This window comes from Devosia albogilva (genome assembly GCF_042685625.1).
GTDB classification, from domain to species: Bacteria; Pseudomonadota; Alphaproteobacteria; order Rhizobiales; family Devosiaceae; genus Devosia; species Devosia albogilva.
Genome location: NZ_JBHUNP010000001.1, coordinates 1,282,012 through 1,302,451, shown reverse-complemented (window position 1 = coordinate 1,302,451; position 20,440 = coordinate 1,282,012). Strand labels below are relative to the sequence as shown.

Genomic DNA, 20,440 nt, shown 5'->3' with positions numbered 1-20,440 from the left:
ATGCAGGTGATCGAGTTCGTCATCGCCTATGGCCCGTGGGCGTGGGTGGTTGCCGGGCTGGTGCTGCTGGCGCTGGAGCTGGTGGCGCCGGGCGGAATCCTCGTTTGGATGGGTATTTCGGCCGTGGTGACGGGCTTGATCGCCTTGTTCCAGGCGCCGCCCTGGCCGGTGCAGTGGCTGATCTTCGGTGTCCTGTCGCTGGTCAGCATCTTCGTGTGGCTGCGCTGGAGCAAGGATCGCAAGGAAACCAGCGACCGGCCGCTGCTCAACCGCCGCGCCGAGCAATTGGCGGGGCAGGAAGCGGTGCTGGACCAGCCGATCAGCCATGGCTTCGGCCGGGTGGTGCTGGGCGACACGGTGTGGCGGGTGTCGGGACCCGACCTGCCGGTGGGCCAGCGGGTGCGGATCACCGGCAGCCAGGGCAATGTGCTGACGGTGGAGCCGGTCTCCGGCTGAGCCCCATCGCAAGTATTCGTTAACCATAAGCTGGAAGGATCGCGCCGAGCCGGTGTGGCCCGCTTCGGGGCCCGATCTGGCTATGGAGCGGAGCTGGCTGGGTGCGGATGTGGCGGCGACATGGGGTCATCGGAACCCTCGCTCTTGCGCTCTGCGCGAGCGTGGCGCCGCAATTTGCCCAAGCGGGCGACGGGCTCGATAGCGAACGGCTGCTGCCCGGGCAATTGCCGGCGGCGCCCGTCGCCGACCAGGGGGTCTGGCTACGCGAGCCCTATGATCCATTCTTCGACGTCGACTGGTCGGTGGCGTTGCGCGGCGCCTACACCAAGACACCGACGATCGAGCGTTCCGACACGCTGCTGGTGCCCACTGTCCGCCTCGAGCATATCGGCGTGCGGGCTGCCATCGCCGCCGAAGCCGACGCCGAGATCGTGCGCGAACAGGACGGGCGGCTGAGCATCACCGGACTGCGGCTGGGACTCGACGCCGGCTACGATCTCGACAGCGTCACCCGCGCCACGGCAACGGCCGACCTGACGCTGACCCAGCCTCTGGCCGGAACGCCGGGGGTGAGCAGCACGGTGGCGATTGCGCCGCAGACGCTATCCGGTTCGGCGGGTATCGGCGTCACGCGCCAGTTTGGACGGTTCAATGTCGGGGTGACAGGCAGTGTCGGTCGGAGCCTTTATGGCGACACCACTCGCACGGACGGGACAGTGGTCTCCAACGCCGAGGAGAATCTGTGGTCGCTCGATGGGGCGTTGCGCGTCGGCTATCAGGTGACGCCGGTATTCGAGGTGTTCGGCGAGGCCGGTGTGGGCCGCGACCTGTTCGACAACCCCTCCACCTCGCTCGGGGTGAAGACGGATGCCACCGACGTGACGCTGCTGGCCGGCGTGACCGGACGGTGGAACAGCACGCTCGAAGCTACGGCTGCGACCGGCGTCACGCTGCGGCGCTTCGACGCCGCGGCCCTCGGCGAGGTGCAGGCGCAGGTCTATGACGCGAGCGTGGTGTTCAAGCCCGATCCGACGCTGCGGCTGCGCGCCGGCCTGAACACGGCGGTGGCGCCGCCGGGTCCCGACAATGCCGGGACCGCCCGCGTCGAGTACACCGCGAGCATGGGTGTCGACTACACGGTCAATTCGTGGCTGGCGCTGCGCGCGCAGGCGGCGTGGAACACCGCCACCTTTACCGGCACCGGCAACACCGAGACCGGATACAGCCTCGGTGCCGGTGCCGACTACAAGGTCAACGCCCACACCGCGATCGGGGCGGACTATTCCTATTCGCAGGCGGTCACCACCAGCGACGGCCTGCAGGAGGCCCACCGCGTGACGGTGGGCGTGACGGTCAGCCGCTAGAGCCGGTCGCTGAGATCCAGCTTGCGCAGTTCCGTCAGGAAGCCGGGGCGGATGTCGTCGCGATCGAGGGCGAACACGACATTGGCGGTGAGAAAGCCGAGCTTGGAACCGCAGTCGAAGACCTTGCCGTCGTATTTCACGCCGGTGAAGGGCTGCTGCTTCATCAGCGCCTGCATGGAATCGGTGATCTGGATCTCGCCGCCAGCGCCCTTTTCCTGCTCACTAAGCAGGGCAAAGATCTCGGGCTGGAGGATGTAGCGGCCGGAAATGAAGAGGTTGGACGGGGCTTCGCCGACCTTGGGCTTTTCGACCATGCCGTTGATGCGGAAGCCCGTGTCGGGGCCTTCGCCGCGCTCGATGATGCCGTAGCTCGACACTTCGCTCGGGTCGCACTCCTCGACGCCGACGATGTTGCCGCCGGTTTCCTCATAGGCTTCCATCATCTGCTTGAGCACACCCGGCTGGGCGCGGAACACCATATCGGGCAGCAGCAGGGCGAAAGGATTGTCGCCGACGATGTCGCGCGCACACCAGACGGCGTGGCCGAGGCCGAGCGGCTCCTGCTGGCGGGTGAAGCTGGTGCGGCCGGCGGACGGCAGTTCCTTGCGCAACTCGGCGAGGGCGGCTTCCTTGCCGCGCGCTTCGAGCGTTGTCTCGAGTTCGAACTGGCGGTCGAAATGATCTTCGATGACGCCCTTGTTGCGGCCGGTGACGAAGACGAAGTGCTCGATGCCGGCCTCGCGCGCCTCGTCGACCGCGTATTGGATCAGCGGCCGGTCAACGACCGTCAGCATCTCCTTCGGCATCGCCTTTGTGGCGGGAAGAAAGCGGGTGCCAAGACCCGCAACAGGGAAGACCGCAGTGCGAACGCGCTTCGGCAAATCAATGCTCCGTGTTATCGCTCTAATGCTATCTCAACAGACCGATCATAGCATTAGGTCAAATTGTATTGTTTGTTAGGGGTTAACACATGGCCGTCCTGGTGACCGGCGGTGCCGGCTATATCGGCAGCCACATGGTTCTGAACCTTGCTGATGCCGGCGAAGACGTGGTTGTCCTCGACAATCTGGTGACCGGCTTCGACTGGGCCATCGACGGTCGCGCCCGCTTCGAGCAGGGTGACGCCGGTGACGTCGCCTTCGTGCGCGGGCTGATCGAGAAATACGGAATCAACGAAATCGTTCATTTCGCCGGCTCGATCGTGGTGCCGGAGTCGGTGACGAACCCCCTCAAATACTACGGCAACAACACCGCCACCTCGCGCAACCTCATCGAAGCGGCTGTCGCGGGTGGGGTCAAGCACTTCATATTCTCTTCGACGGCGGCGGTTTACGGCATGACCGGGTTGGCGCCGGTGATCGAGGAGACGCCGCTCAATCCGATGTCGCCCTATGGCCGCTCGAAGCTGATGACCGAGTGGATGCTGCAGGATGTGGCCGCGGCCCATCCCATTACCTATGGTGTGCTGCGCTATTTCAACGTCGCCGGCGCCGATCCGGGCAAGCGGAGCGGCCAGTCCACGCCGCTCGCCACCCACCTGATCAAGGTTGCGTGCCAGACGGCGCTGGGGCAGCGCGAGAAGATGGACATCTTCGGCACCGACTACGAAACGCCAGACGGCACCTGCGTGCGCGACTATATCCACGTCACCGACCTGATCGCGGCGCATGCCCTGCTCCTGAAGCACCTGCGGCGTGGTGGCGAGAGCACCACGCTCAACTGCGCCTATGGTCAGGGCTATTCGGTGCGGCAGGTGGTGGATACGGTGCGGCAGGTTTCGGGCGTCAACTTCCGCGCCGACGAGGGGCCGCGGCGGGCGGGCGACCCTGCTTCCATCACCGCCACCGGCGAGAAAGTGCGCAAGCTGCTGGGATGGGTGCCGGAGCACGACGATCTCAACGAGATCGTGCAGCACGCCTATGACTGGGAGCGACACCTGATGACCCGCAATCGCTGACATGCGGCGCGCGGTCTGGCTTCTGCTGATGCTTGTGGCGCTGGTCGCGCCAGCAGCGGCGCAGCCCGTGGAATCCTTCGAGGCGTTTCTGGCGGGCTTCCGCGCCAAGGCTGTCGCGGCCGGGGTGCCGGCGGCAACCTACGAGCGGGCCATGCTCGGGCTGACGCCCGACCCGAACGTGCCGAACCTGGTGGCCAGCCAGCCGGAATTCACCACGCCGATCTGGGAGTACCTTGAGACTCGGGTGACCGCCTCGCGCATCGAGCGGGGCCGGGCCGCGATTGCCCGCAACCAGTCCCTGTTCGAAAGCGTGGGACGTGCCTATGGCGTCGATCCCTATCTGCTGGGGGCCATCTGGGGCATCGAGACTGATTACGGCTCCGTGCTCGGCAATGAGCGGCTGATCCGGCCGATCATCCGCTCGCTGGCAACGGTGGTGCATCAGCGGCGCACGCGTCTGGCCGATGACGAGAAGGACCTGATCGCGGCGCTGTTGCTGCTGGAGCGCTCGGGCCTGCCGCCGGAGCAGTTGGTGGGCTCATGGGCGGGCGCGATCGGGCACCTGCAGGTGAACCCGGCCAACGTGCTGGCGCATGGCACCGATGGCGACGGCGACGGGCGGGTGAACCTGCATGCCTCGCTGGCCGATGCCCTGGCGACCAGTGCCAAATATCTGCGCGGGCTCGGCTATCAGCCCGGTATCGATTGGGGCATGGAGGTGGTGGTGCCGGACGGCTTCGACTACCTGCTGGCGACCCGGACCCAGATGCGCCCGGTGTCGTTCTTCGCCGAGCGTGGGGTAGCGCGTGTGGCCGGGCGGCAGTTCGGCGACCCCAACCTGCCGGTATTTCTCTATGTGCCGGCCGGCAAGGACGGGCCGAAATTCCTGATGACGCAGAACTATCTGGTGCTGAAGGGCTACAATTTCTCCGACAGCTACGCCATGAGCGTGGCGCATCTGACCGACCGATTGAAGGGCGGCGGCTCGTTCGTGGATGACTGGCCGCGGGACACGGCCTTTCCGGACCTCGAGCAGCGGCGGGCGATCCAGGCGGCGCTGGCGCGGCTCGGGCTCTACCAGGGCGAGGTCGATGGGCGACTGGGGCCGATCACCCAGGAGGCCTATGCCCGCTTCCAGGCAATGCGTGGCGAGGTGGCCGACGGGTTCATCACCCGGGCTGCCTATGACGCGCTCGCCGCCGCCACACGGTAACGGGCGGGCGAGGCGATGGTCCGTCGGCGGCTGGTCTGCTATGAAACCAGCATGTTGCGCTTTGCGATTGCCATCGTGATCGGCCTGTTCGTCTTCGTGGACGTGGCACCCGTTTTCGCCCAGGAGAGCGGGACAATGATCGTGGCGCAGCAGCAGAAGCGCCGGACCCTGTTCGACCTCTTGTTCGGCGAGGAGCCGGCACCACAGCCGGTGGAACAGGCGCCGCAGCGGCAGCAGCAACAACAACAACAGCAGCAACCACGGCAACAATCGGCCCCAGCGCCGACGCCGAGCCTGCCGCCGCCCAAGCCCGAGGTGGAGAAGGCCGAGAACGCGACCCGTCTGGCGGTGTTCGGCGACTCCCTCGCCATCGACCTCAGCCGGGCGCTGGAGCGGTTCTATGCCGAAGACCCCAATCTGGTGGTGATCGACCAGGGCGTGAGTTCGTCCGGCTTCGTGCGCGACGATTTCTTCGACTGGAACGCCGCCATCGAAGAAGCCATCGCCGAGGACAGTTTCGACGTCGCGGTGGTGATCATCGGCATCAACGACCGCCAGGAGATCCGCAGCAATGGGCGGGCGCTGGAGCCGCTGACGACGGAATGGAACGCCGCCTATCAGGCGCGGATCGCGAGCTTTCTCAACAAGCTGAGGGCCGCGCGCAAGCCCGTGATCTGGGTCGGGCTGCCGCCGATGTCGAAGTCCGACTATTCGGCGGCCATCAGCCAGATCGCCAATCTGCAGAAGATGGCGAGCTTTGCCGGCGGGGCGGAATATGTCGATATCTATGAGCGCTTCGTCGGCGAGGACGGGCAGTACGCCTCCCATGGCCCGGACGTGAACGGGCAGAACGCGCGCATGCGCAAGGATGACGGCATTCATTTCGCCACCGCGGGCGCGGACAAGCTGGCCTTCTATATCAGCCAGAGCATGCGAACCTTCTACCGCGGCGGAGCAGTGACCATCGCGGTGGCCGACCCGCTGGCCGGAACGGACGCCGCCAGCATGTTGCGGCCGCCCTATCAGGGGCTGGGGCAGACGCGGCTCCTGGAAGTGGCGGGCGCGGTGATCCCCATCAGCCGGGCACCGGCGCGGGCAGGCGACCTCGTCAGCGCCGCAGCCCTGCCGCAGCCCGAGACGGCACCGTTCAGCCTCGAGCAGTTGGTGACGGCACCGGTCGGACGGGCCGACGCCTTCGGGGTCGGCATCGACCCGGCCAATGATGACGCCAGACCGTCAAACGCGGGTGCGCTCTAGAGCTGGACCGAGCGGCGCTGGCTGACTGCGGCGATGAGCGCCGCGGCATCCGGTTCGGGCTTCTTCTCGACCCGGCGGTAGGTGCGACCGTCCGGCGTGCGGACGATGAGGCCCATATCAACCATCAGGCGCCGCAGGATGGCGTGGTCGCCGAAGGTGTGGGCGTTGATGATGACACCGTTGATCTCGGCTTCGCTCAGGCGGGTCTCGGCGGGAATGGCGGCCCAGATGGCCCAGACGCAAAGGTCCTGGTGGTTGGTGCGGCCGGGCCAGCGGATCATGCGGCCTTCGGCGTCGAAGTGGCGCAGCACCTTTTCCAGTCGCGTGTGGTCCACCGGATCGTCCGGCGGCGTCGCCGAGAGCCGGCCGGCGGCCTCGGCATCGGCGCGCAGGTGCTGGAAGTTGGCGTAGCCCGCACCCCTGGCGAGGATGTTGAGCATCTCGGCATGGGTCGGGGCATGATCGAGCGCAGCGAGCTGGGCGCGGAGGGACTTGGCCAGACCGGACAGGTCGGCGACGGCGTAGGGGATGTGGAGTTTCGACATGACAGCCTCACGAGGTGCCAATTGCATCAGATGACGCTTCGTCGGTTGCCGGCTTGACGATCAGGCACCCGCGGGCGGGTTCATAATCGGTTCTGTCGATGCAGGTTTAGCTCTCCAAGTGGAGCGGCAACGCCTCGGTGAACTGCAGACCGTGGAGCCGGTTCTAGCGGAAAAGCGCCTCGAACACAATTGCGGTGTGCTACTCGACGAAGCGCACGGCGCCGATATGGGGCAGGTTGCGGTTGCGCTGGCCGTAATCGATGCCGTAGCCGACGACGAATTCGTCGGGAATGTCGAAGCCGATCCAGCGGGCGGCGACGTCGGTCTCGCGACGGCTGGGCTTGTTGAGCAGGGCGCAGACTTCCATGCGGCGCGGGTGGCGCGTGGCGAGAATCTCGAGCACGTGCTTGAGGGTGTGCCCGGTGTCGATGATGTCTTCCACCACTAGCACGTCGCGGCCGGCGATTTCGCCGCGCAGATCCTTGAGGATGCGGACCTCGCGGCTCGATTCCATGGCATCGCCATAGGAGGAGGCTTCGAGGAAATCGACTTCAACCGGCAGGTCGAGCTCGCGCACGAGGTCGGCAATGAAGATGAAAGAGCCGCGCAAGAGGCCCACGACCACCAGCTTGTCGGTGTCGGCGAAATAGGTGGAGATGTCCTTGGCAAGGGCCTCGACGCGGGCGGCGATGGCCTTGGCGGAGATCAGTTCGTCGACGACGTAGGGCGGCTTGGTCATGGGCAGGTTCCGGATTCGCCGGTGACGCTAGCACGGAACCGCGATGGTGGCAGGTCCGTTGCCGGGAGCAATCCCGAGGAACTTCTTTCATGCTCGACAGCATCCACGCCTTCTCCCGGCCGATCACCATCCGGCTCAACGGAGAGACCCAGACGATCACCACGCCGGTCGAGGCGCGCAACATCCTGCTCATGGAGTGGCCGGGCGAACGCGGCGACAAGCACAAGATCGCCAGCAGCCTGTGCCTCGATGCCATGGAAGGCGCCGATCCCGAGCCGGCGTGGCTCGCCTTCATGGAAGCGGCGATCGAAGCGGAGATATTCGTGGAGTAGGGGAAGCCCCCACCCAGCCTCCCCCTGAAGGGGGAGGAGCCGCCCCGGTGCCTGTCGCGGCATCAAGCCACCCTCGTTCCGCCCCTCCCCCTTCAGGGGGAGGTTGGGTGGGGGTGTCGCGGATCAGCGCGGCAGGGCGGTGTGGCCCATGAGGTCGAGGTCGATCGAGCGGGCGGCCTGGCGACCTTCCCGGATGGCCCAGACGACGAGCGACTGGCCGCGGCGCATGTCGCCGGCGGCATAGACGCCGGGGACGGTGGTCCGGTAGCTCAGCGTGTCGGCGAAGAGATTGCCGCGCTTGTCGTATTGGGCGCCGAGCTCGGTCAGCATGCCTTCCTGCACCGGGCCGGCAAAGCCGATGGCGAGCAGGACGAGGTCCGCCTTGATGACGAACTCGGTGCCCGGGATGGGCTGGCGCTTGCGGTCGACGCGGGCGCATTCGACGCCGGTGACCTGACCCTTGCTGTTGCCGATGATCCGCATGGTGCCGGCGGAGAACTCGCGGATGGCGCCTTCGGCCTGCGAGGAGGAGGTACGCATCTTGACCGCCCAGTTGGGCCAGTTGGTCAGCTTGTTCTCCATTTCGGGCGGCATGGGGCGGACGTCGAGCTGGGTGACGGCGATGGCGCCCTGGCGAAAAGACGTGCCAACACAGTCACTTGCGGTGTCGCCACCGCCCACCACCACCACATGCTTGCCGGCGGCGGAGAGCTGGACTTCGCCCGAGACGTCCTCGCCGCCGACGCGGCGATTCTGCTGGACGAGAAAGGGCATGGCGAAGTGGACGCCGTTGAGATCGACCCCTTCGGCCTCGACCGGGCGGGGCTTTTCGGCGCCGCCGGTCAGCAGCAAAGCGTCATGCTTTTCGCGAAGTTCCGACAGCGTAACGTTACCGCCGACGTTCATTCCGTAGTGGAATTGCACACCTTCGGCCTGCATTTGCGAGACGCGGAAATCGATGTGCTGCTTTTCCATCTTGAAGTCGGGGATGCCGTAGCGGAGCAGGCCCCCGGCCTTGGGCTCGCGCTCATAGACATGGACCTCGTGGCCGGCGCGGGCGAGCTGCTGTGCGGCCGCCAGACCGGCCGGGCCGGCGCCGACGATGCCGACGGATTTGCCCGTCTTGGCTTCGGCCGGCTGCGGCTTGATCCAGCCATTGCGGATGGCGCGGTCGGCGATGGCCTGTTCCACCGTCTTGATGGCGACGGGGACGTCCTCGAGGTTCAGCGTGCAGGCTTCCTCGCAGGGCGCGGGGCAGATGCGGCCGGTGAACTCGGGGAAGTTGTTGGTGGAATGCAGGTTCCGCGCCGCCTCTTCCCAGTCGCCGTGGTAGACGAGGTCGTTCCAGTCGGGGATCTGGTTGTGCACCGGACAGCCCGTGTCGCCGTGGCAGAACGGAACGCCGCAATCCATGCAGCGGGCGGCCTGATCGGCGACGCGTCCTTCCGACATCGGGATGGTGAATTCGCCGAAGTGGCGGATGCGGTCGGATGCCGGCTCATAGCGCGGCTCCTCGCGTTCGATCTCGAGAAAGCCCGTGACCTTACCCATGGCTTTGCTCCTTGCTAGCTTCTGCCCCGAGGGCAGGGAGTCCGAGTTCTTGTTCGCAGGCGCTGATCCAGCGCAGGATCGCCGGGCGGCTCGACAGATCGAACCCGCCTTCCGGCGCCTGGCGCGTGTAGGGCAGCAGGGCGATGTCGGCGATGGTGATCGTCTCGCCCACCAGCCAGGTGCGGCCGGTGAGGTGAGCCTCCATCAGATCGAGCGCCTTGTTGCCGCGGCCGACCAGGGTCGGATCGAGATCGGCGATAGCCTGCTTGTCGTAGACGACACGCGCACGAGCGACGGCGACGGTGGGCTCGTGACTGTACTGTTCCCAGAACAGCCACTCATCCACCTTGGCCGCATCGTAGCGGTCGGCCGGAATGAAGCGCGTGCCGTGCGCGAGATAGCGCAGGATGGCGTTGGACTGCGCCAGGGGCCGGCCGTCGTCGAGAACCACCACCGGCATCTGGCCAGCCGGGTTGAGGGCCAGAAACTCGGGCGTGCTGGTCTGACCCGAGCGCGTCCGGATTTCGTGCAGGACGTAAGGCGTGCTGGTGGCCTCGGCGATGTATTTCACCTTGAGGCAGTTGCCCGACCCAAAGTTGCCGTAGAGCTGCAACATCACTCGGCCGCCGTCCAGAAGTTGGAGCCCATCATCTGCTGAACTCCTCGATTTCGCCCGACTTGGTGCGGTAGGCGCAGCGGGCGCTTTCCAGCAACCAGCCACGGGTTTCGGCATAGCCCTGGACCTGCATCTGCATCTCGATCCTGAGCCCCGGCAGGGCCTGACGGCAGCCGAAATACTCGGCGTTGGTCTCGTAGACGACATCCTCCAACTGCCCCGACGGGGTCTTGAAGGTGCCGACGATGACCACCTCACGCGCCTGGGCCATGACCGAGGTCGTGAGCAGGCCCTGCAGCAGGGCGAAGGTGACGGCGGCAGCGCCGAGGCGAAGCTTGCTCATCATTCCGCCGCCACGCCCATGGCGCCCTGCGCCCGCTTCTTTTCCATCTCCTGGATGGCGCGGCGGTATTCGACGGGCATGACCTTGACGAATTTGGGCCGCATCTCGGTCCAGTTCTCCAGCACCTGACGGGCCCGGGTGGAGCCGGTGTAGTGCAGGTGGTTGGAAATGAGCTGGTGCAGGCGCTCGTCGTCGTGCCGGGTCATGTCGCCCGAGATGTCGACGCGGCCGTGCCATTCAAGGTCGCCGCCGTGGTGGTGGAGCTTGCGCATCAGCTCTTCTTCCTCGTGCACCGGTTCGAGATCGACCATGGCGAGGTTGCAGCGCGAGCGGAAGGTGCCGTCCTCGTCGAGGACATAGGCGACACCACCCGACATGCCGGCCGCGAAGTTGCGGCCGGTGGGGCCGATGACGACGACAACGCCGCCGGTCATGTACTCGCAGCCATGGTCGCCCGTGCCTTCCACGACGGCGATGGCGCCGGAATTGCGGACGGCGAAGCGTTCGCCGGCGACACCGCGGAAGTAGCACTCGCCGGAGATGGCACCGTAGAGCACGGTGTTGCCGACGATGATCGACTTCTCGGGGACGATGCCGACCTTGTCGGATGGACGCACGACGATGCGGCCGCCGGAAAGGCCCTTGCCGACATAGTCGTTGGCGTCGCCGATCATGTCGATCGAGATACCCTTGGCCAGGAAGGCGCCGAAAGCCTGGCCGGCGGTGCCGCGCAGGGTGATGGCGACGGTGTCGTCGGGCAGGCCCTCATGGCCATAGCGCTTGGCCAGCGCACCGGAGAGCATGGCCCCGGCGGAGCGATCGCGCGAGCGGATCGGCAGTTCGATCTGGACCGGCGTGCCGTGTTCGAGCGCCGGCCGAGCCAGTTCGACCAGCTTGCGGTCGAGCACGGATTCGAGGTGATGATCCTGCGTTTCCGAATGGTAGAGCGTGTCGCCGCCGAGGGGCTCGGGCTTGAAGATGACCTTGGAGAGGTCGACGCCACCGCTCTTCCAGTGATCGACGGCGCGGCGCTGGTCGAGCAGGTCCGAGCGGCCGATCAGTTCGTTGAGCGTGCGGGCGCCGAGCGAAGCCATCAGCCCGCGCAGTTCCTCGGCGACGAAGAAGAAGTAGTTGATGACGTGCTCGGGCGTGCCCTTGAAGCGCTTGCGCAGCACCGGGTCCTGGGTGGCGACGCCAACCGGGCAGGTGTTGAGGTGGCACTTGCGCATCATGATGCAGCCCGCCGCGATCAGCGGGGCGGTCGAGAAGCCAAACTCGTCGGCACCGAGCAGGGCACCGATCAGCACGTCGCGACCGGTCTTGAGACCGCCATCGACCTGCAGCCGCACGCGGCTGCGCAGGCGGTTGAGCACCAGGGTCTGGTGGGTTTCGGCGAGGCCGATCTCCCACGGACCACCGGCATGCTTGAGCGAGGTCAGCGGCGAAGCGCCGGTGCCACCGTCATAGCCGGAAATGGTGATGTGGTCGGCCCGCGCCTTGGCGACGCCGGCGGCAACCGTACCGACGCCGACCTCTGACACCAGCTTGACCGAAATGTCGGCCTGCTCATTGACGTTCTTGAGATCGTAGATGAGCTGGGCCAGGTCTTCGATCGAATAGATGTCGTGGTGCGGCGGCGGCGAAATGAGGCCGACGCCGGGCGTCGAGTGACGGGTCTTGGCGACGATCCAGTCGACCTTGTGGCCGGGAAGCTGCCCGCCCTCGCCGGGCTTGGCACCCTGGGCAACCTTGATCTGGATCTGGTCGGAATTGACCAGGTATTCGGTGGTGACGCCGAAGCGGCCGGACGCGACCTGCTTAATGGCCGAGCGCAGCGGGTTCTGCGAGCCGTCCGGTAGCGGCTTGTAGCGATCGGGCTCTTCGCCGCCTTCACCGGTGTTCGACTTGCCCCCGATCCGGTTCATGGCGATGGCGAGGGTGGTGTGCGCCTCGCGCGAGATCGAGCCGAAGCTCATGGCGCCGGTGACGAAACGGCGGACGATGTTGGCCGCCGGCTCGACTTCCTCGAGCGGCACGGCTTCGCCGAGCGGACGGACGTCGAGCAGGTGGCGGATGGCGAGGTAGCCGTTCTCGCCGCTGTTCACGCGCTGGGCGAAGGTGTCGTACCGCTCCTGTGCCGTTTCGGGCGCTTCGTCGCGGGTGCGGACGGCATGCTGGAGGTCGGCAACGACGTCCGGGCTCCAGGCGTGCTTCTCGCCGCGGATGCGGTAGGCATATTCGCCGCCGATATCGAGCGCCTTGCGCAGCACGATGTCGTCGCCGAAGGCATCGGCGTGGCGACGCACGGTCTCCTCGGCGATCTCCTTGAGGCCGACGCCTTCGATGGTGGTGGCGGTGCCGAAGAAGTACTTGTTGACGAAATCGGAGTTGAGCCCGACCGCGTCGAAGATCTGGGCGCCGCAATAGGACTGATAGGTCGAGATGCCCATCTTGGACATGACCTTGAGCAGGCCCTTACCCACCGACTTGATGTAGCGGTAGACGACTTCGTCGGCCGAGACTTCCTCGGGGTAGTTGCCCTCGGCGTGCAGCGACTGCAGCGCCTCGAAGGCGAGGTAGGGGTTGATGGCCTCGGCGCCGTAGCCGGCAAGCATCGCGAAATGGTGGATTTCGCGGGCTTCGCCGGTTTCCACCACGAGGCCAGTGGACGTGCGCAGGCCCTTGCGGATCAGGTGGTGGTGGACGGCGGCGAGCGCCAACAGCGTCGGGATGTCGAGCCGCTCGGCCGAGACCAGGCGATCGGACAGGATGATGATGTTGTACTCGCCCCGGACGGCCTCCTCGGCCTCCTGGCAGATGGCGTCGATGGCCGCCTCCATCCCTGCCGCGCCCTGTTCGGCGGGGTAGGTGATGTCGATGGTCTTGGTCTTGAACTGGTTGTCCTCGATATCGCCGATGGCGCGGATCTTTTCGAGATCCTCGTTGGTCAGGATCGGCTGCCGCACTTCGAGGCGCTTGTCGGTGTCGAGACCCTTGAGGTCGAAGATGTTGGGGCGCGGGCCGATGAAGGAGACGAGCGACATCACCGATTCCTCGCGGATCGGGTCGATGGGCGGATTCGTCACCTGGGCGAAGTTCTGCTTGAAATAGGTGTAGAGGAGCTTCGCCTTGTTAGACAGCGCCGAAATCGGCGTGTCGGTGCCCATGGAGCCCACGGCTTCCTGGCCGGTGGTGGCCATCGGTGCCATCAGGAGCTTGATGTCCTCCTGGGTGTAGCCAAAGACCTGCAGGCGATCGAGCAGGGCATCGGTCGCCTCGGGTGCCTTGGGCTCCACCGGGGGCAGGTCCTCGAGCACGATCTGGGTGCGGGCCAGCCACTCGCGATAGGGATTCATGGTGGCGAGCGTCTGCTTGATCTCGTCGTCCGAGATGATGCGGCCTTCTTCGAGGTCGATCAGCAGCATGCGGCCCGGCTGCAGGCGCCAGCGCTCGACGATGTCCTCGTCGGGAATGTCGAGGACGCCGGATTCGGAGGCGAGAACGACGTGCCCCTCACGGGTGACGAGATAGCGGGCCGGACGCAGGCCGTTGCGGTCGAGAGTGGCAACGACATAGCGGCCGTCGCTCAGGGACATGGCGGCAGGCCCGTCCCACGGCTCCATCAGGGCGGCATGGTATTCGTAGAAGGCGCGCCGCTCTTCATCCATTAGCGGATTGCCGGCCCAGGCTTCGGGGATCAGCATCATCGCCGCATGCGGCAGCGAGTAACCGCCGCGCACTAGGAATTCGATCGCGTTGTCGAAGCAGGCGGTGTCGGACTGGCCTTCGTAGGAGATCGGCCAGATCTTGGTGATGTCGTCGCCGAACAGGGGCGAAGACACCGAAGCCTGCCGGGCCGCCATCCAGTTGACGTTGCCGCGGATGGTGTTGATTTCGCCGTTATGGGTGGTCATCCGGTAGGGATGCGCCAGCTTCCAGGACGGGAAGGTGTTGGTGGAAAAGCGCTGGTGCACCAGGGCGATGGCGGATTCGAACGCCTCGTCGTGCAGGTCGCGGTAGAAGGCGCCGAGCTGGTCGGCCAGGAACATGCCCTTGTAGACGATGGTGCGGGCCGACATCGACACGACATAGAAGCCGTTGTCGGTGTTGGATTCGGGCACTTCGGCATAGACGGTGTTGCTGATGACCTTGCGCACGATGAGGAGCTTGCGCTCGAACTCATCGAGGGTGAGGCCGGCCGGGCGGGCGATGATCATCTGCTCGATGATCGGCTGGGTGGCGATGACGCCCTGGCTGAGCCGGGAATTGTCGGTGGGAACGACGCGTTCGCCCAGAAGGATCAGGCCTTCGCGCTCGATGCAGCGCCGGACCACGGCAGCGCAGCGATCGCGCAGCTCGACAGTGTTGGGATAAAAGATCATCGCCACCGCGTAGCCGTGCTTTTGCGGCAGCGGGAAGGGCAGCACCTTGTCGAAAAAGGCGTGGGGAGTCTGAACCAGGATACCGGCGCCGTCACCCATCAGCGGGTCGGCGCCCACGGCGCCACGGTGTTCGAGGTTCTCGAGGATCTCGAGGCCCTTCTGAACCACTTCGTGGCTGGGCTTGTTCTTGATGTTTGCGATCATGCCGATGCCGCAGGCATCGTGCTCGTGTTTGGGATTGTAGAGGCCCTGTGCCGCCGGCCGTCCCGCAAACGGGCCGGCGGCGTGCTGGCGTGTTGGGGTCTGGTTCGATCCGGGCTTGATCACCATTCTACGTATCCCTTTGTCTCTATAACCCCGGAAGGGGTGTGATGCAGATGGCGGCGGACCGCCAGAGGCGCGGACGCGGCATCGCGCGGGTCGTACGGGGTACGGCTCGAAGAGCGCTGCCGGTCAATCTAACAGGGGAGCGGCGCTGCATCCAAATGGCCGCTCGAATTCGGGCTCCTCAAGCCCCGCCTGTCCGTTTCCGCTCACGACAAGCGGGCCAGCCGGACCAGCGTGCGCGCTGACCGCGGAGAGCGGGGCGACGCCTTCAGATAGGACAGAGATGCTGCCCTAACGCGTCGAGATTTGCACAATTCCAAACAAAGGGTCAAGCGGTTTTGCCGCCATTCCGACATAAAAATAGGAGTTCGGCTATAGGAAAGTGTAGGAGTTCGGCCGGTGCAGGTGGCGCCTGGGCCAGAAAAAAGGCGCAGTCCGGGTGGACTGCGCCCCTTTATCGGAGTGTGGAGCCGGTTAGTTGACCGACTTGTCCTCCAGGGTCGGCTGAGCCGGCGCGGTGTTGATCTGGATGGTGCGCGCCTTCTTGCTCTCGGGCAGTTCGCGCTTCAGATCGATGTGGAGCAGGCCGTTCTCGAGGCTGGCGCCCTGAACCTCGACATAGTCGGCAAGCTGGAAACGCAGCTCGAAGGCGCGTTCGGCGATGCCGCGATGGAGGAATTCACGAGACTTATCAGCCTGTTCGTTGGCCTTGGCACCCTTCACCACGAGGCTGTTCTCCTTGCTCTCGATGGCGATGTCGCCCTGGGTGAAGCCGGCGACGGCGATCGAGATGCGGTAGGCGTCCTCGCCGGTGCGCTCGATGTTGTATGGAGGATAGGTCTTGGCTTCCTGCCCGACGAGCGTGTCGAGGCGGTTGAACAGCCGGTCGAAGCCGACGGTGGAGCGATAAAAGGGAGTGAAATCAAAGGTCTGCATTTGGCACATTCTCCTGTGAGCAACGTGATTTCCCGCCGATCGCTGTGCCGGACCCCCGGTATGGCGGATCCGAAACGACTGGCAGGGTCCCCGGATAGCCGGCGGATGACCCAGATATTGGCAAGGGAAAAACCGGTTTCAAGACCCCAAGATGAACGCCGATGAACGCGGATGAACCGAAAATGAACGGGCTCTTGCGGTGAGGTTCAGGTGCGATGAACTACACATGACGCAAGTGCCAGGGAAACCTGACACTGTCGACGCGGCTCCTCACCCCGCCCCCCGCACGGGGCCGCGCCCGACCTCTCCAGCCGGCATCCCCCGCAACGGGATGCCGGCTTTTGCTTTTGCCGCTTGTGCCGCTAGAAGAGAGGCGAACCGGGACCACTCCATGACCGCCATCGTCGACCCCGAAGGACCGAGCCTTCTCGCCATCCCGTCCAACCCGGTGCCGGAGGGTGCCAGGGTGGGGTGGTTCCGCACCCAGGACCGGGTGCGATTGCGCTATGCGCTGTTCCCGCGCAAGCCGGGGCTGGCGCATCGCGGCACCATTTGCCTGGTGCATGGGCGGACGGAGTTCATCGAGAAGTACTTCGAAACGGTCGAGGACTTCCGAAACCGCGGCTTTGCCGTCGCCACTTTCGACTGGCGCGGCCAAGGGGGCTCGGAGCGGATGATCGGCAATCCGCGGCTCGGCTATGTCGACCATTTCAGCGACTATTGGTGCGACCTGAGGAGCTTCCACACCGAGATCCTGCTGCCGGACTGCCCGCCCCCTTTTTACCTCGTCGGGCACTCGATGGGCGGTCTGGTGTCGCTGTTCGCGGCCGCGACCGAGCGGACGATGTTCGACCGGGTGTTCCTGTCGGCGCCGATGGTGGCGCTCGACCGGCAACCGCTCAGCATGAGCGGGATGGCGCGGGTGGCGGATGCACTGAGCTTTGTCGGCCTCGGGCAGGTGCCGATCCGGCGGCGCGAGGACAAGCCGCCATCGGAACAGACCTTCGAGGGCAATCCGCTGACCGGCGACCGGGCGCGCTATCTGCGCATGGTGGCGCTGGGCAAAGCGCGGCCGGAGCTCGAGATCGCCTCGCCAACGGTGCGCTGGGTGGGAGCGGCGATGCGGGCGATGGCGGAGGTGGCGACGGACCGGTTTCCGCCGCGCATCCAGGTGCCGCTGCTCATGCTGGCGGCGGCGCGCGATGCGGTGGTGTCGACCCCGGCGATCGAATCGCTGGGGCTTCGGCTGCGGACCGGGCGGCACGTGGTGATCCCCGGCGCCCAGCACGAATTGTTCATGGAAACCGACACCATCCGCGGCCAGGTGCTAGCGGCGTTCGACGCCTTCATCACCGAACAGAGCGCCTGAGCGTCAGGCACGGTTGATCAGTTCCAGCGCGGCGTCGAGGAGCTGCGGGGTGGCGGCGGCGACGACATTGCCGCCGGCTGTCGGTTCGCTGCCGTCCCAGCAGGAGATGGCGCCACCCGCCTCGCGGATGATCGGTACCAGCGCGGCGATGTCGTAGGTGTTGAGGAATGGCTCCACCACCAGCTCGGCATGGCCGGCGGCAAGCAGGGAATAGCCGTAGCAATCGAGGCCGAAGCGCTGCAGGCGCGTCGCTCCCTCGATGGCCAGCCACTTCGCCATCAGTTCCGGGGTCGAGAACAGGGCCGGCGTGGTGGTGAAGAGGCGCGAGGCGCCGAGCTCGGTCTGGCCGCTGGTGCGTAGCGGGGTCGGTTCGCCGCCGCGGCGATAGGTGGCGCGACCGGGGACGGCGAGGAAGGTCTCGCCGATGAAGGGCTGGCTCATCACCCCGGCAATGGCGACGCCGTCCTCGGCAAAGCCGATCAGCGTGCCCCAGACCGGCGCGCCGGTGATGAAGGCGCGGGTGCCGTCGACCGGATCGATGATCCAGCTATAGCGGCCGGAGCCGGAACTGCCCCATTCCTCGCCGATGATGGCATGGTCCGGAAAGGCTTCGGCGATGACGGCGCGGATGGCGGTTTCGGCGCCGCGATCGGCCTCGGTGACCGGGTCGAAGCCGGCCTCGAGCTTGTTGTCGATGCCCAGTTCGGTGCGGAACAGCGGCAGGGTGCGCGCGGCAGCGGCGTCGGCAGCGGCAAGCAGAGTGGCTTCGATGCGGGCAAGGTCGAGCGACATGACGGGCTCCGGTGGGCGCGGCATGGATAGACGTTGGCGCGGGCAGAAGAAAGAGGGTGTCGGGGCTCTAGCGGGGCCAGAACAGCCAGTGCGGGAAGGTGACGAGGCTCAGCATCAGGCCGATGCCGACCACCAGCGGGATGGTGAAGGCCGGCTTGTTCCAGGGCTCGGGGAGGCGGCGCCGGCCGAACCAGACGAAGCCGGCGGCCAAGGCGGCATAGATCAAGGCGTCGACGGCGAAGGCAAACAGCATCATGCCGGCACACTACGACATTGGCTTGACGAAACCATCGCTCAGCAGTGACGAGATTACCCAATCCTGTGCGAGAGGGGCCGGCTTTGCGCCTATTCGGCGGCTTCGCGTTCCTCGGGCAGGTTCTGGCCTACGAGATTGACGAGGTCGAGACCGATCAGCGCCATGACCAGACGTTCGACCACACCGCGAACAGCGTCGAAATTGAGGGATTTCGCCAGCGTCACCTCGTTCATGTAGAGGTGGCGGCTGATCTCGATCTGGAGCGCATGCACGCCATGTTGCGGGCGGCCATAGCTGCGGGTGCAAAAGCCGCCGGCATAGGGCCGGTTGCGCGCCACGCGCAGACCCGCGGCGGTGAATACGGTTTCGACGAGGTCGACCAATGCGGGGGCACAGGTGGTGCCGTAGCGGTCGCCCAGCACGATATCGGGGGCGGCCCGTTCGCTGGTGCGGGTGATGCGCGGCATGGAGTGGCAGTCGATCAGGAGGGCCACCCCGAAGGCAGAGATGGCCTCGCTCAACAGCTTCTGCAGCGCTGCATGATAGGGGTGGTAGATGCCCTCGATGCGCATGCGCGCATCTTCGAGCGTCAGCCGGTCGCGGTAGATCGGCTTGTTCTCGGCAACGACGCGGGCGAGCGTGCCGAGGCCGGCCGCGACGCGCGGCGACGTGGTGTTGAACCGGTCCGACAGCGGCTCATGGAACATGGTGGGATCGAGTTCCCACGGCTCGCGGTTCACATCGAGGTAGGCGCGCGGGAAGTGGGCGCGCAACAGCGGGGCGCCGAGATGCGGCGCGCGGGCAAAGAGTTCGTCCACATAGGCGTCCTCGGACTGGCGAATCGACAGCTTGTCGAGCCGGGTCATGGCGAGGAAGCGTTCGGGGTAGACGCGACCGGAATGTGGTGAGTTGAACACAACGGGAGCCAATAGCCGCCGCGGGCGGATCGTCTCGAAGGCCGGTTGATCCCAATAGTCGGACCGCAAATTGGTCTCCCCCAAACCGGCGCAAATGGCGGCGCCAGAGTGATTTGCCTCAGCACTGTCGTCCTTTGACGGCACGTTGTCCAGCACCTGAGGGAGACAACCGGGCGCAGGGCGGCTGGTTGCACCGCCGCAAACTTCGCTTAAACATGAGGCGGTAGAATCATCTGCCTGCCAGAAGGCGTCCGGAGACCTCGATGAAGCGAATCCTGCTCGCAGAAGACGACAACGACATGCGCAGCTTCCTCACCCGGGCCCTGAAGAATGCCGGCTATGAGGTGGTTTCATTCGATAATGGCCTTTCCGCCTATGAGCGGCTGCGCGAGGAGCCGTTCTCGCTGCTGCTGAGCGATATCGTCATGCCGGAAATGGACGGTATCGAGCTGGCGCGTCGCGCCACCGAACTCGATCCGGACCTCAAGGTCATGTTCATCACCGGCTTTGCCGCCGTGGCCCTCAACCCCGACAGCGACGCGCCCAAAGAGGCGTCGGTGCTGTCCAAGCCGTTCCACCTCAGGGATTTGGTGAACGAGGTGGAGCGACTACTCGCAGCTTAACGAGCTATCGCAGGGCCCGTTGTGGGCCCGTCATTCGGAGGAGGAAGCGATGGGTTTCGACGGCGTAGGTTGGATTGCAGCCATCATCATCGGTGGCTTGGCCGGTTGGCTTGCCGGCAAGGTCATGAACACGAACAACGGCGTGCTCATGAACATCATCCTCGGCATCGTGGGTGCGATCGTGGCGAGCCTGCTGCTTGGGCTGCTGGGCATCTCGTTCGGTGGCTGGATCGGCTACCTGATTGCCGGCTTCATCGGCGCCTGCATCCTGATCCTGATCGCCAGGGCGGTCACGGGTAGCAGGGCCTAGCATAAGCTCACCCGGCCAATTCAGCGTCCAGCGGCTTCGGCTGCTGGGCGGCTACCACCCGAGCGCACTCGAGTGCGCCCGGGGAATTCGGGCTTATGGGCGCCGCTATCGCGGCCGTTCCACCACTGGCGGCGGAAGAAGACCGCCGCTGTGAA

20 protein-coding genes are annotated in these 20,440 nt (G+C 65.8%); 9 read left to right on the top strand and 11 right to left on the bottom strand.

Going from position 1 to position 20,440, the window contains the following annotated elements; translation table 11 throughout:
• Positions 1-456, top strand: coding sequence for an NfeD family protein (locus tag ACFSX5_RS06540; protein WP_386832480.1), 456 nt, complete (start codon positions 1-3; stop codon positions 454-456).
• A 107-nt stretch (positions 457-563) separates the two neighbouring features.
• On the top strand, positions 564-1,820 hold the full coding sequence (locus tag ACFSX5_RS06535; protein WP_386832479.1) for an outer membrane beta-barrel protein: 1,257 nt from the start codon (positions 564-566) through the stop codon (positions 1,818-1,820).
• Here ACFSX5_RS06535 and galU read toward each other — a convergent pair.
• Positions 1,817-2,701 (bottom strand): UTP--glucose-1-phosphate uridylyltransferase GalU, encoded by an 885-nt coding sequence (galU, locus tag ACFSX5_RS06530; RefSeq protein WP_386832478.1) that lies wholly within the window; start codon positions 2,699-2,701, stop codon positions 1,817-1,819. The two genes, ACFSX5_RS06535 and galU, sit on opposite strands and share 4 nt — an antisense overlap.
• An 89-nt stretch (positions 2,702-2,790) precedes the next feature.
• Between galU and galE the strand changes: the two genes are divergently transcribed.
• Genes galE through ACFSX5_RS06515 form a run of 3 tightly spaced genes read left to right on the top strand, consistent with a single transcriptional unit; the run spans position 2,791 to position 6,247 of the window.
• Entirely contained in the window at positions 2,791-3,777 is a 987-nt protein-coding gene (gene galE, locus ACFSX5_RS06525) for a UDP-glucose 4-epimerase GalE (RefSeq protein ID WP_386832477.1), read from the top strand.
• A 1-nt stretch (position 3,778) separates the two neighbouring features.
• A complete protein-coding gene (locus tag ACFSX5_RS06520; protein WP_386832476.1) occupies positions 3,779-4,990 on the top strand; it encodes a lytic murein transglycosylase in 1,212 nt (403 codons plus the stop codon).
• A gap of 51 nt (positions 4,991-5,041) precedes the next feature.
• On the top strand, positions 5,042-6,247 hold the full coding sequence (locus ACFSX5_RS06515; RefSeq protein ID WP_386832475.1) for an SGNH/GDSL hydrolase family protein: 1,206 nt from the start codon (positions 5,042-5,044) through the stop codon (positions 6,245-6,247).
• Here the strand turns inward: ACFSX5_RS06515 and ACFSX5_RS06510 are convergent.
• Together ACFSX5_RS06510 and hpt are read right to left on the bottom strand one after the other, a co-directional pair.
• Complete coding sequence (locus tag ACFSX5_RS06510; protein ID WP_386832474.1) at positions 6,244-6,792, bottom strand: DUF2087 domain-containing protein; 549 nt, start codon at positions 6,790-6,792, stop codon at positions 6,244-6,246. The two genes, ACFSX5_RS06515 and ACFSX5_RS06510, sit on opposite strands and share 4 nt — an antisense overlap.
• 199 nt (positions 6,793-6,991) lie before the next feature.
• Positions 6,992-7,531: a hypoxanthine phosphoribosyltransferase gene (gene hpt / locus ACFSX5_RS06505; protein WP_386832473.1), complete on the bottom strand. Its 540-nt coding sequence runs from the start codon at positions 7,529-7,531 to the stop codon at positions 6,992-6,994.
• An 89-nt stretch (positions 7,532-7,620) separates the two neighbouring features.
• Here hpt and ACFSX5_RS06500 point away from each other — a divergent pair, with 89 nt between their 5' ends.
• A complete protein-coding gene (locus tag ACFSX5_RS06500; RefSeq protein ID WP_386832472.1) occupies positions 7,621-7,863 on the top strand; it encodes a DUF982 domain-containing protein in 243 nt (80 codons plus the stop codon).
• A gap of 123 nt (positions 7,864-7,986) precedes the next feature.
• On the opposite strand, the gene ACFSX5_RS06495 is transcribed toward ACFSX5_RS06500, so the two are convergent.
• The 5 genes from ACFSX5_RS06495 to ACFSX5_RS06475 form a co-directional block, all read right to left on the bottom strand.
• Positions 7,987-9,414 carry a glutamate synthase subunit beta gene (locus ACFSX5_RS06495; RefSeq protein ID WP_386832471.1) on the bottom strand — a complete coding sequence of 476 codons (1,428 nt, stop codon included), beginning with the start codon at positions 9,412-9,414 and terminating at the stop codon, positions 7,987-7,989.
• On the bottom strand, positions 9,407-10,027 hold the full coding sequence (locus ACFSX5_RS06490; RefSeq protein WP_386835590.1) for a glutathione S-transferase family protein: 621 nt from the start codon (positions 10,025-10,027) through the stop codon (positions 9,407-9,409). Before ACFSX5_RS06490 ends, ACFSX5_RS06495 begins: the two co-directional genes overlap by 8 nt.
• 34 nt (positions 10,028-10,061) lie before the next feature.
• Positions 10,062-10,373, bottom strand: coding sequence for a hypothetical protein (locus ACFSX5_RS06485; RefSeq protein ID WP_386832470.1), 312 nt, complete (start codon positions 10,371-10,373; stop codon positions 10,062-10,064).
• Positions 10,373-15,085, bottom strand: a complete 4,713-nt coding sequence (gltB, locus tag ACFSX5_RS06480; protein WP_386832469.1) for a glutamate synthase large subunit — start codon at positions 15,083-15,085, stop codon at positions 10,373-10,375. Before gltB ends, ACFSX5_RS06485 begins: the two co-directional genes overlap by 1 nt.
• Before the next feature lie 471 nt (positions 15,086-15,556).
• Positions 15,557-16,018, bottom strand: coding sequence for an Hsp20 family protein (locus ACFSX5_RS06475; protein ID WP_386832468.1), 462 nt, complete (start codon positions 16,016-16,018; stop codon positions 15,557-15,559).
• 391 nt (positions 16,019-16,409) lie between these two features.
• Here ACFSX5_RS06475 and ACFSX5_RS06470 point away from each other — a divergent pair, with 391 nt between their 5' ends.
• Positions 16,410-17,387, top strand: coding sequence for an alpha/beta fold hydrolase (locus ACFSX5_RS06470; protein ID WP_386832467.1), 978 nt, complete (start codon positions 16,410-16,412; stop codon positions 17,385-17,387).
• A 3-nt stretch (positions 17,388-17,390) separates the two neighbouring features.
• On the opposite strand, the gene hisN is transcribed toward ACFSX5_RS06470, so the two are convergent.
• The 3 genes from hisN to ACFSX5_RS06455 form a co-directional block, all read right to left on the bottom strand.
• Positions 17,391-18,179 carry a histidinol-phosphatase gene (gene hisN / locus ACFSX5_RS06465; protein ID WP_386832466.1) on the bottom strand — a complete coding sequence of 263 codons (789 nt, stop codon included), beginning with the start codon at positions 18,177-18,179 and terminating at the stop codon, positions 17,391-17,393.
• Between the two features lie 67 nt (positions 18,180-18,246).
• Complete coding sequence (locus tag ACFSX5_RS06460; RefSeq protein WP_386832465.1) at positions 18,247-18,435, bottom strand: hypothetical protein; 189 nt, start codon at positions 18,433-18,435, stop codon at positions 18,247-18,249.
• Positions 18,436-18,524: 89 nt separating this feature from the next.
• Positions 18,525-19,421, bottom strand: a complete 897-nt coding sequence (locus ACFSX5_RS06455) for an N-formylglutamate amidohydrolase (protein ID WP_386832464.1) — start codon at positions 19,419-19,421, stop codon at positions 18,525-18,527.
• A 194-nt stretch (positions 19,422-19,615) separates the two neighbouring features.
• Between ACFSX5_RS06455 and cpdR the strand changes: the two genes are divergently transcribed.
• Entirely contained in the window at positions 19,616-19,975 is a 360-nt protein-coding gene (gene cpdR, locus ACFSX5_RS06450; protein ID WP_386832463.1) for a cell cycle two-component system response regulator CpdR, read from the top strand.
• Positions 19,976-20,024: 49 nt separating this feature from the next.
• Positions 20,025-20,285, top strand: a complete 261-nt coding sequence (locus ACFSX5_RS06445; protein WP_386832462.1) for a GlsB/YeaQ/YmgE family stress response membrane protein — start codon at positions 20,025-20,027, stop codon at positions 20,283-20,285.
• Positions 20,286-20,440: the final 155 nt, after the last annotated feature.

Coding starts and splice junctions, on each gene's coding strand:
- ACFSX5_RS06500 (WP_386832472.1), top strand. CDS start 7,621: ATGCTCGACAGCATCCACGCCTTCTCCCGGCCGATCACCATCCGGCTC.
- gltB (WP_386832469.1), bottom strand. CDS start 15,085: ATGGTGATCAAGCCCGGATCGAACCAGACCCCAACACGCCAGCACGCC.
- cpdR (WP_386832463.1), top strand. CDS start 19,616: ATGAAGCGAATCCTGCTCGCAGAAGACGACAACGACATGCGCAGCTTC.
- ACFSX5_RS06520 (WP_386832476.1), top strand. CDS start 3,779: ATGCGGCGCGCGGTCTGGCTTCTGCTGATGCTTGTGGCGCTGGTCGCG.
- ACFSX5_RS06460 (WP_386832465.1), bottom strand. CDS start 18,435: ATGATGCTGTTTGCCTTCGCCGTCGACGCCTTGATCTATGCCGCCTTG.
- ACFSX5_RS06495 (WP_386832471.1), bottom strand. CDS start 9,414: ATGGGTAAGGTCACGGGCTTTCTCGAGATCGAACGCGAGGAGCCGCGC.
- hpt (WP_386832473.1), bottom strand. CDS start 7,531: ATGACCAAGCCGCCCTACGTCGTCGACGAACTGATCTCCGCCAAGGCC.
- ACFSX5_RS06475 (WP_386832468.1), bottom strand. CDS start 16,018: ATGCAGACCTTTGATTTCACTCCCTTTTATCGCTCCACCGTCGGCTTC.
- ACFSX5_RS06540 (WP_386832480.1), top strand. CDS start 1: ATGCAGGTGATCGAGTTCGTCATCGCCTATGGCCCGTGGGCGTGGGTG.
- ACFSX5_RS06445 (WP_386832462.1), top strand. CDS start 20,025: ATGGGTTTCGACGGCGTAGGTTGGATTGCAGCCATCATCATCGGTGGC.
- ACFSX5_RS06535 (WP_386832479.1), top strand. CDS start 564: ATGTGGCGGCGACATGGGGTCATCGGAACCCTCGCTCTTGCGCTCTGC.
- ACFSX5_RS06510 (WP_386832474.1), bottom strand. CDS start 6,792: ATGTCGAAACTCCACATCCCCTACGCCGTCGCCGACCTGTCCGGTCTG.
- ACFSX5_RS06485 (WP_386832470.1), bottom strand. CDS start 10,373: ATGAGCAAGCTTCGCCTCGGCGCTGCCGCCGTCACCTTCGCCCTGCTG.
- ACFSX5_RS06515 (WP_386832475.1), top strand. CDS start 5,042: ATGTTGCGCTTTGCGATTGCCATCGTGATCGGCCTGTTCGTCTTCGTG.
- galE (WP_386832477.1), top strand. CDS start 2,791: ATGGCCGTCCTGGTGACCGGCGGTGCCGGCTATATCGGCAGCCACATG.
- hisN (WP_386832466.1), bottom strand. CDS start 18,179: ATGTCGCTCGACCTTGCCCGCATCGAAGCCACTCTGCTTGCCGCTGCC.
- ACFSX5_RS06470 (WP_386832467.1), top strand. CDS start 16,410: ATGACCGCCATCGTCGACCCCGAAGGACCGAGCCTTCTCGCCATCCCG.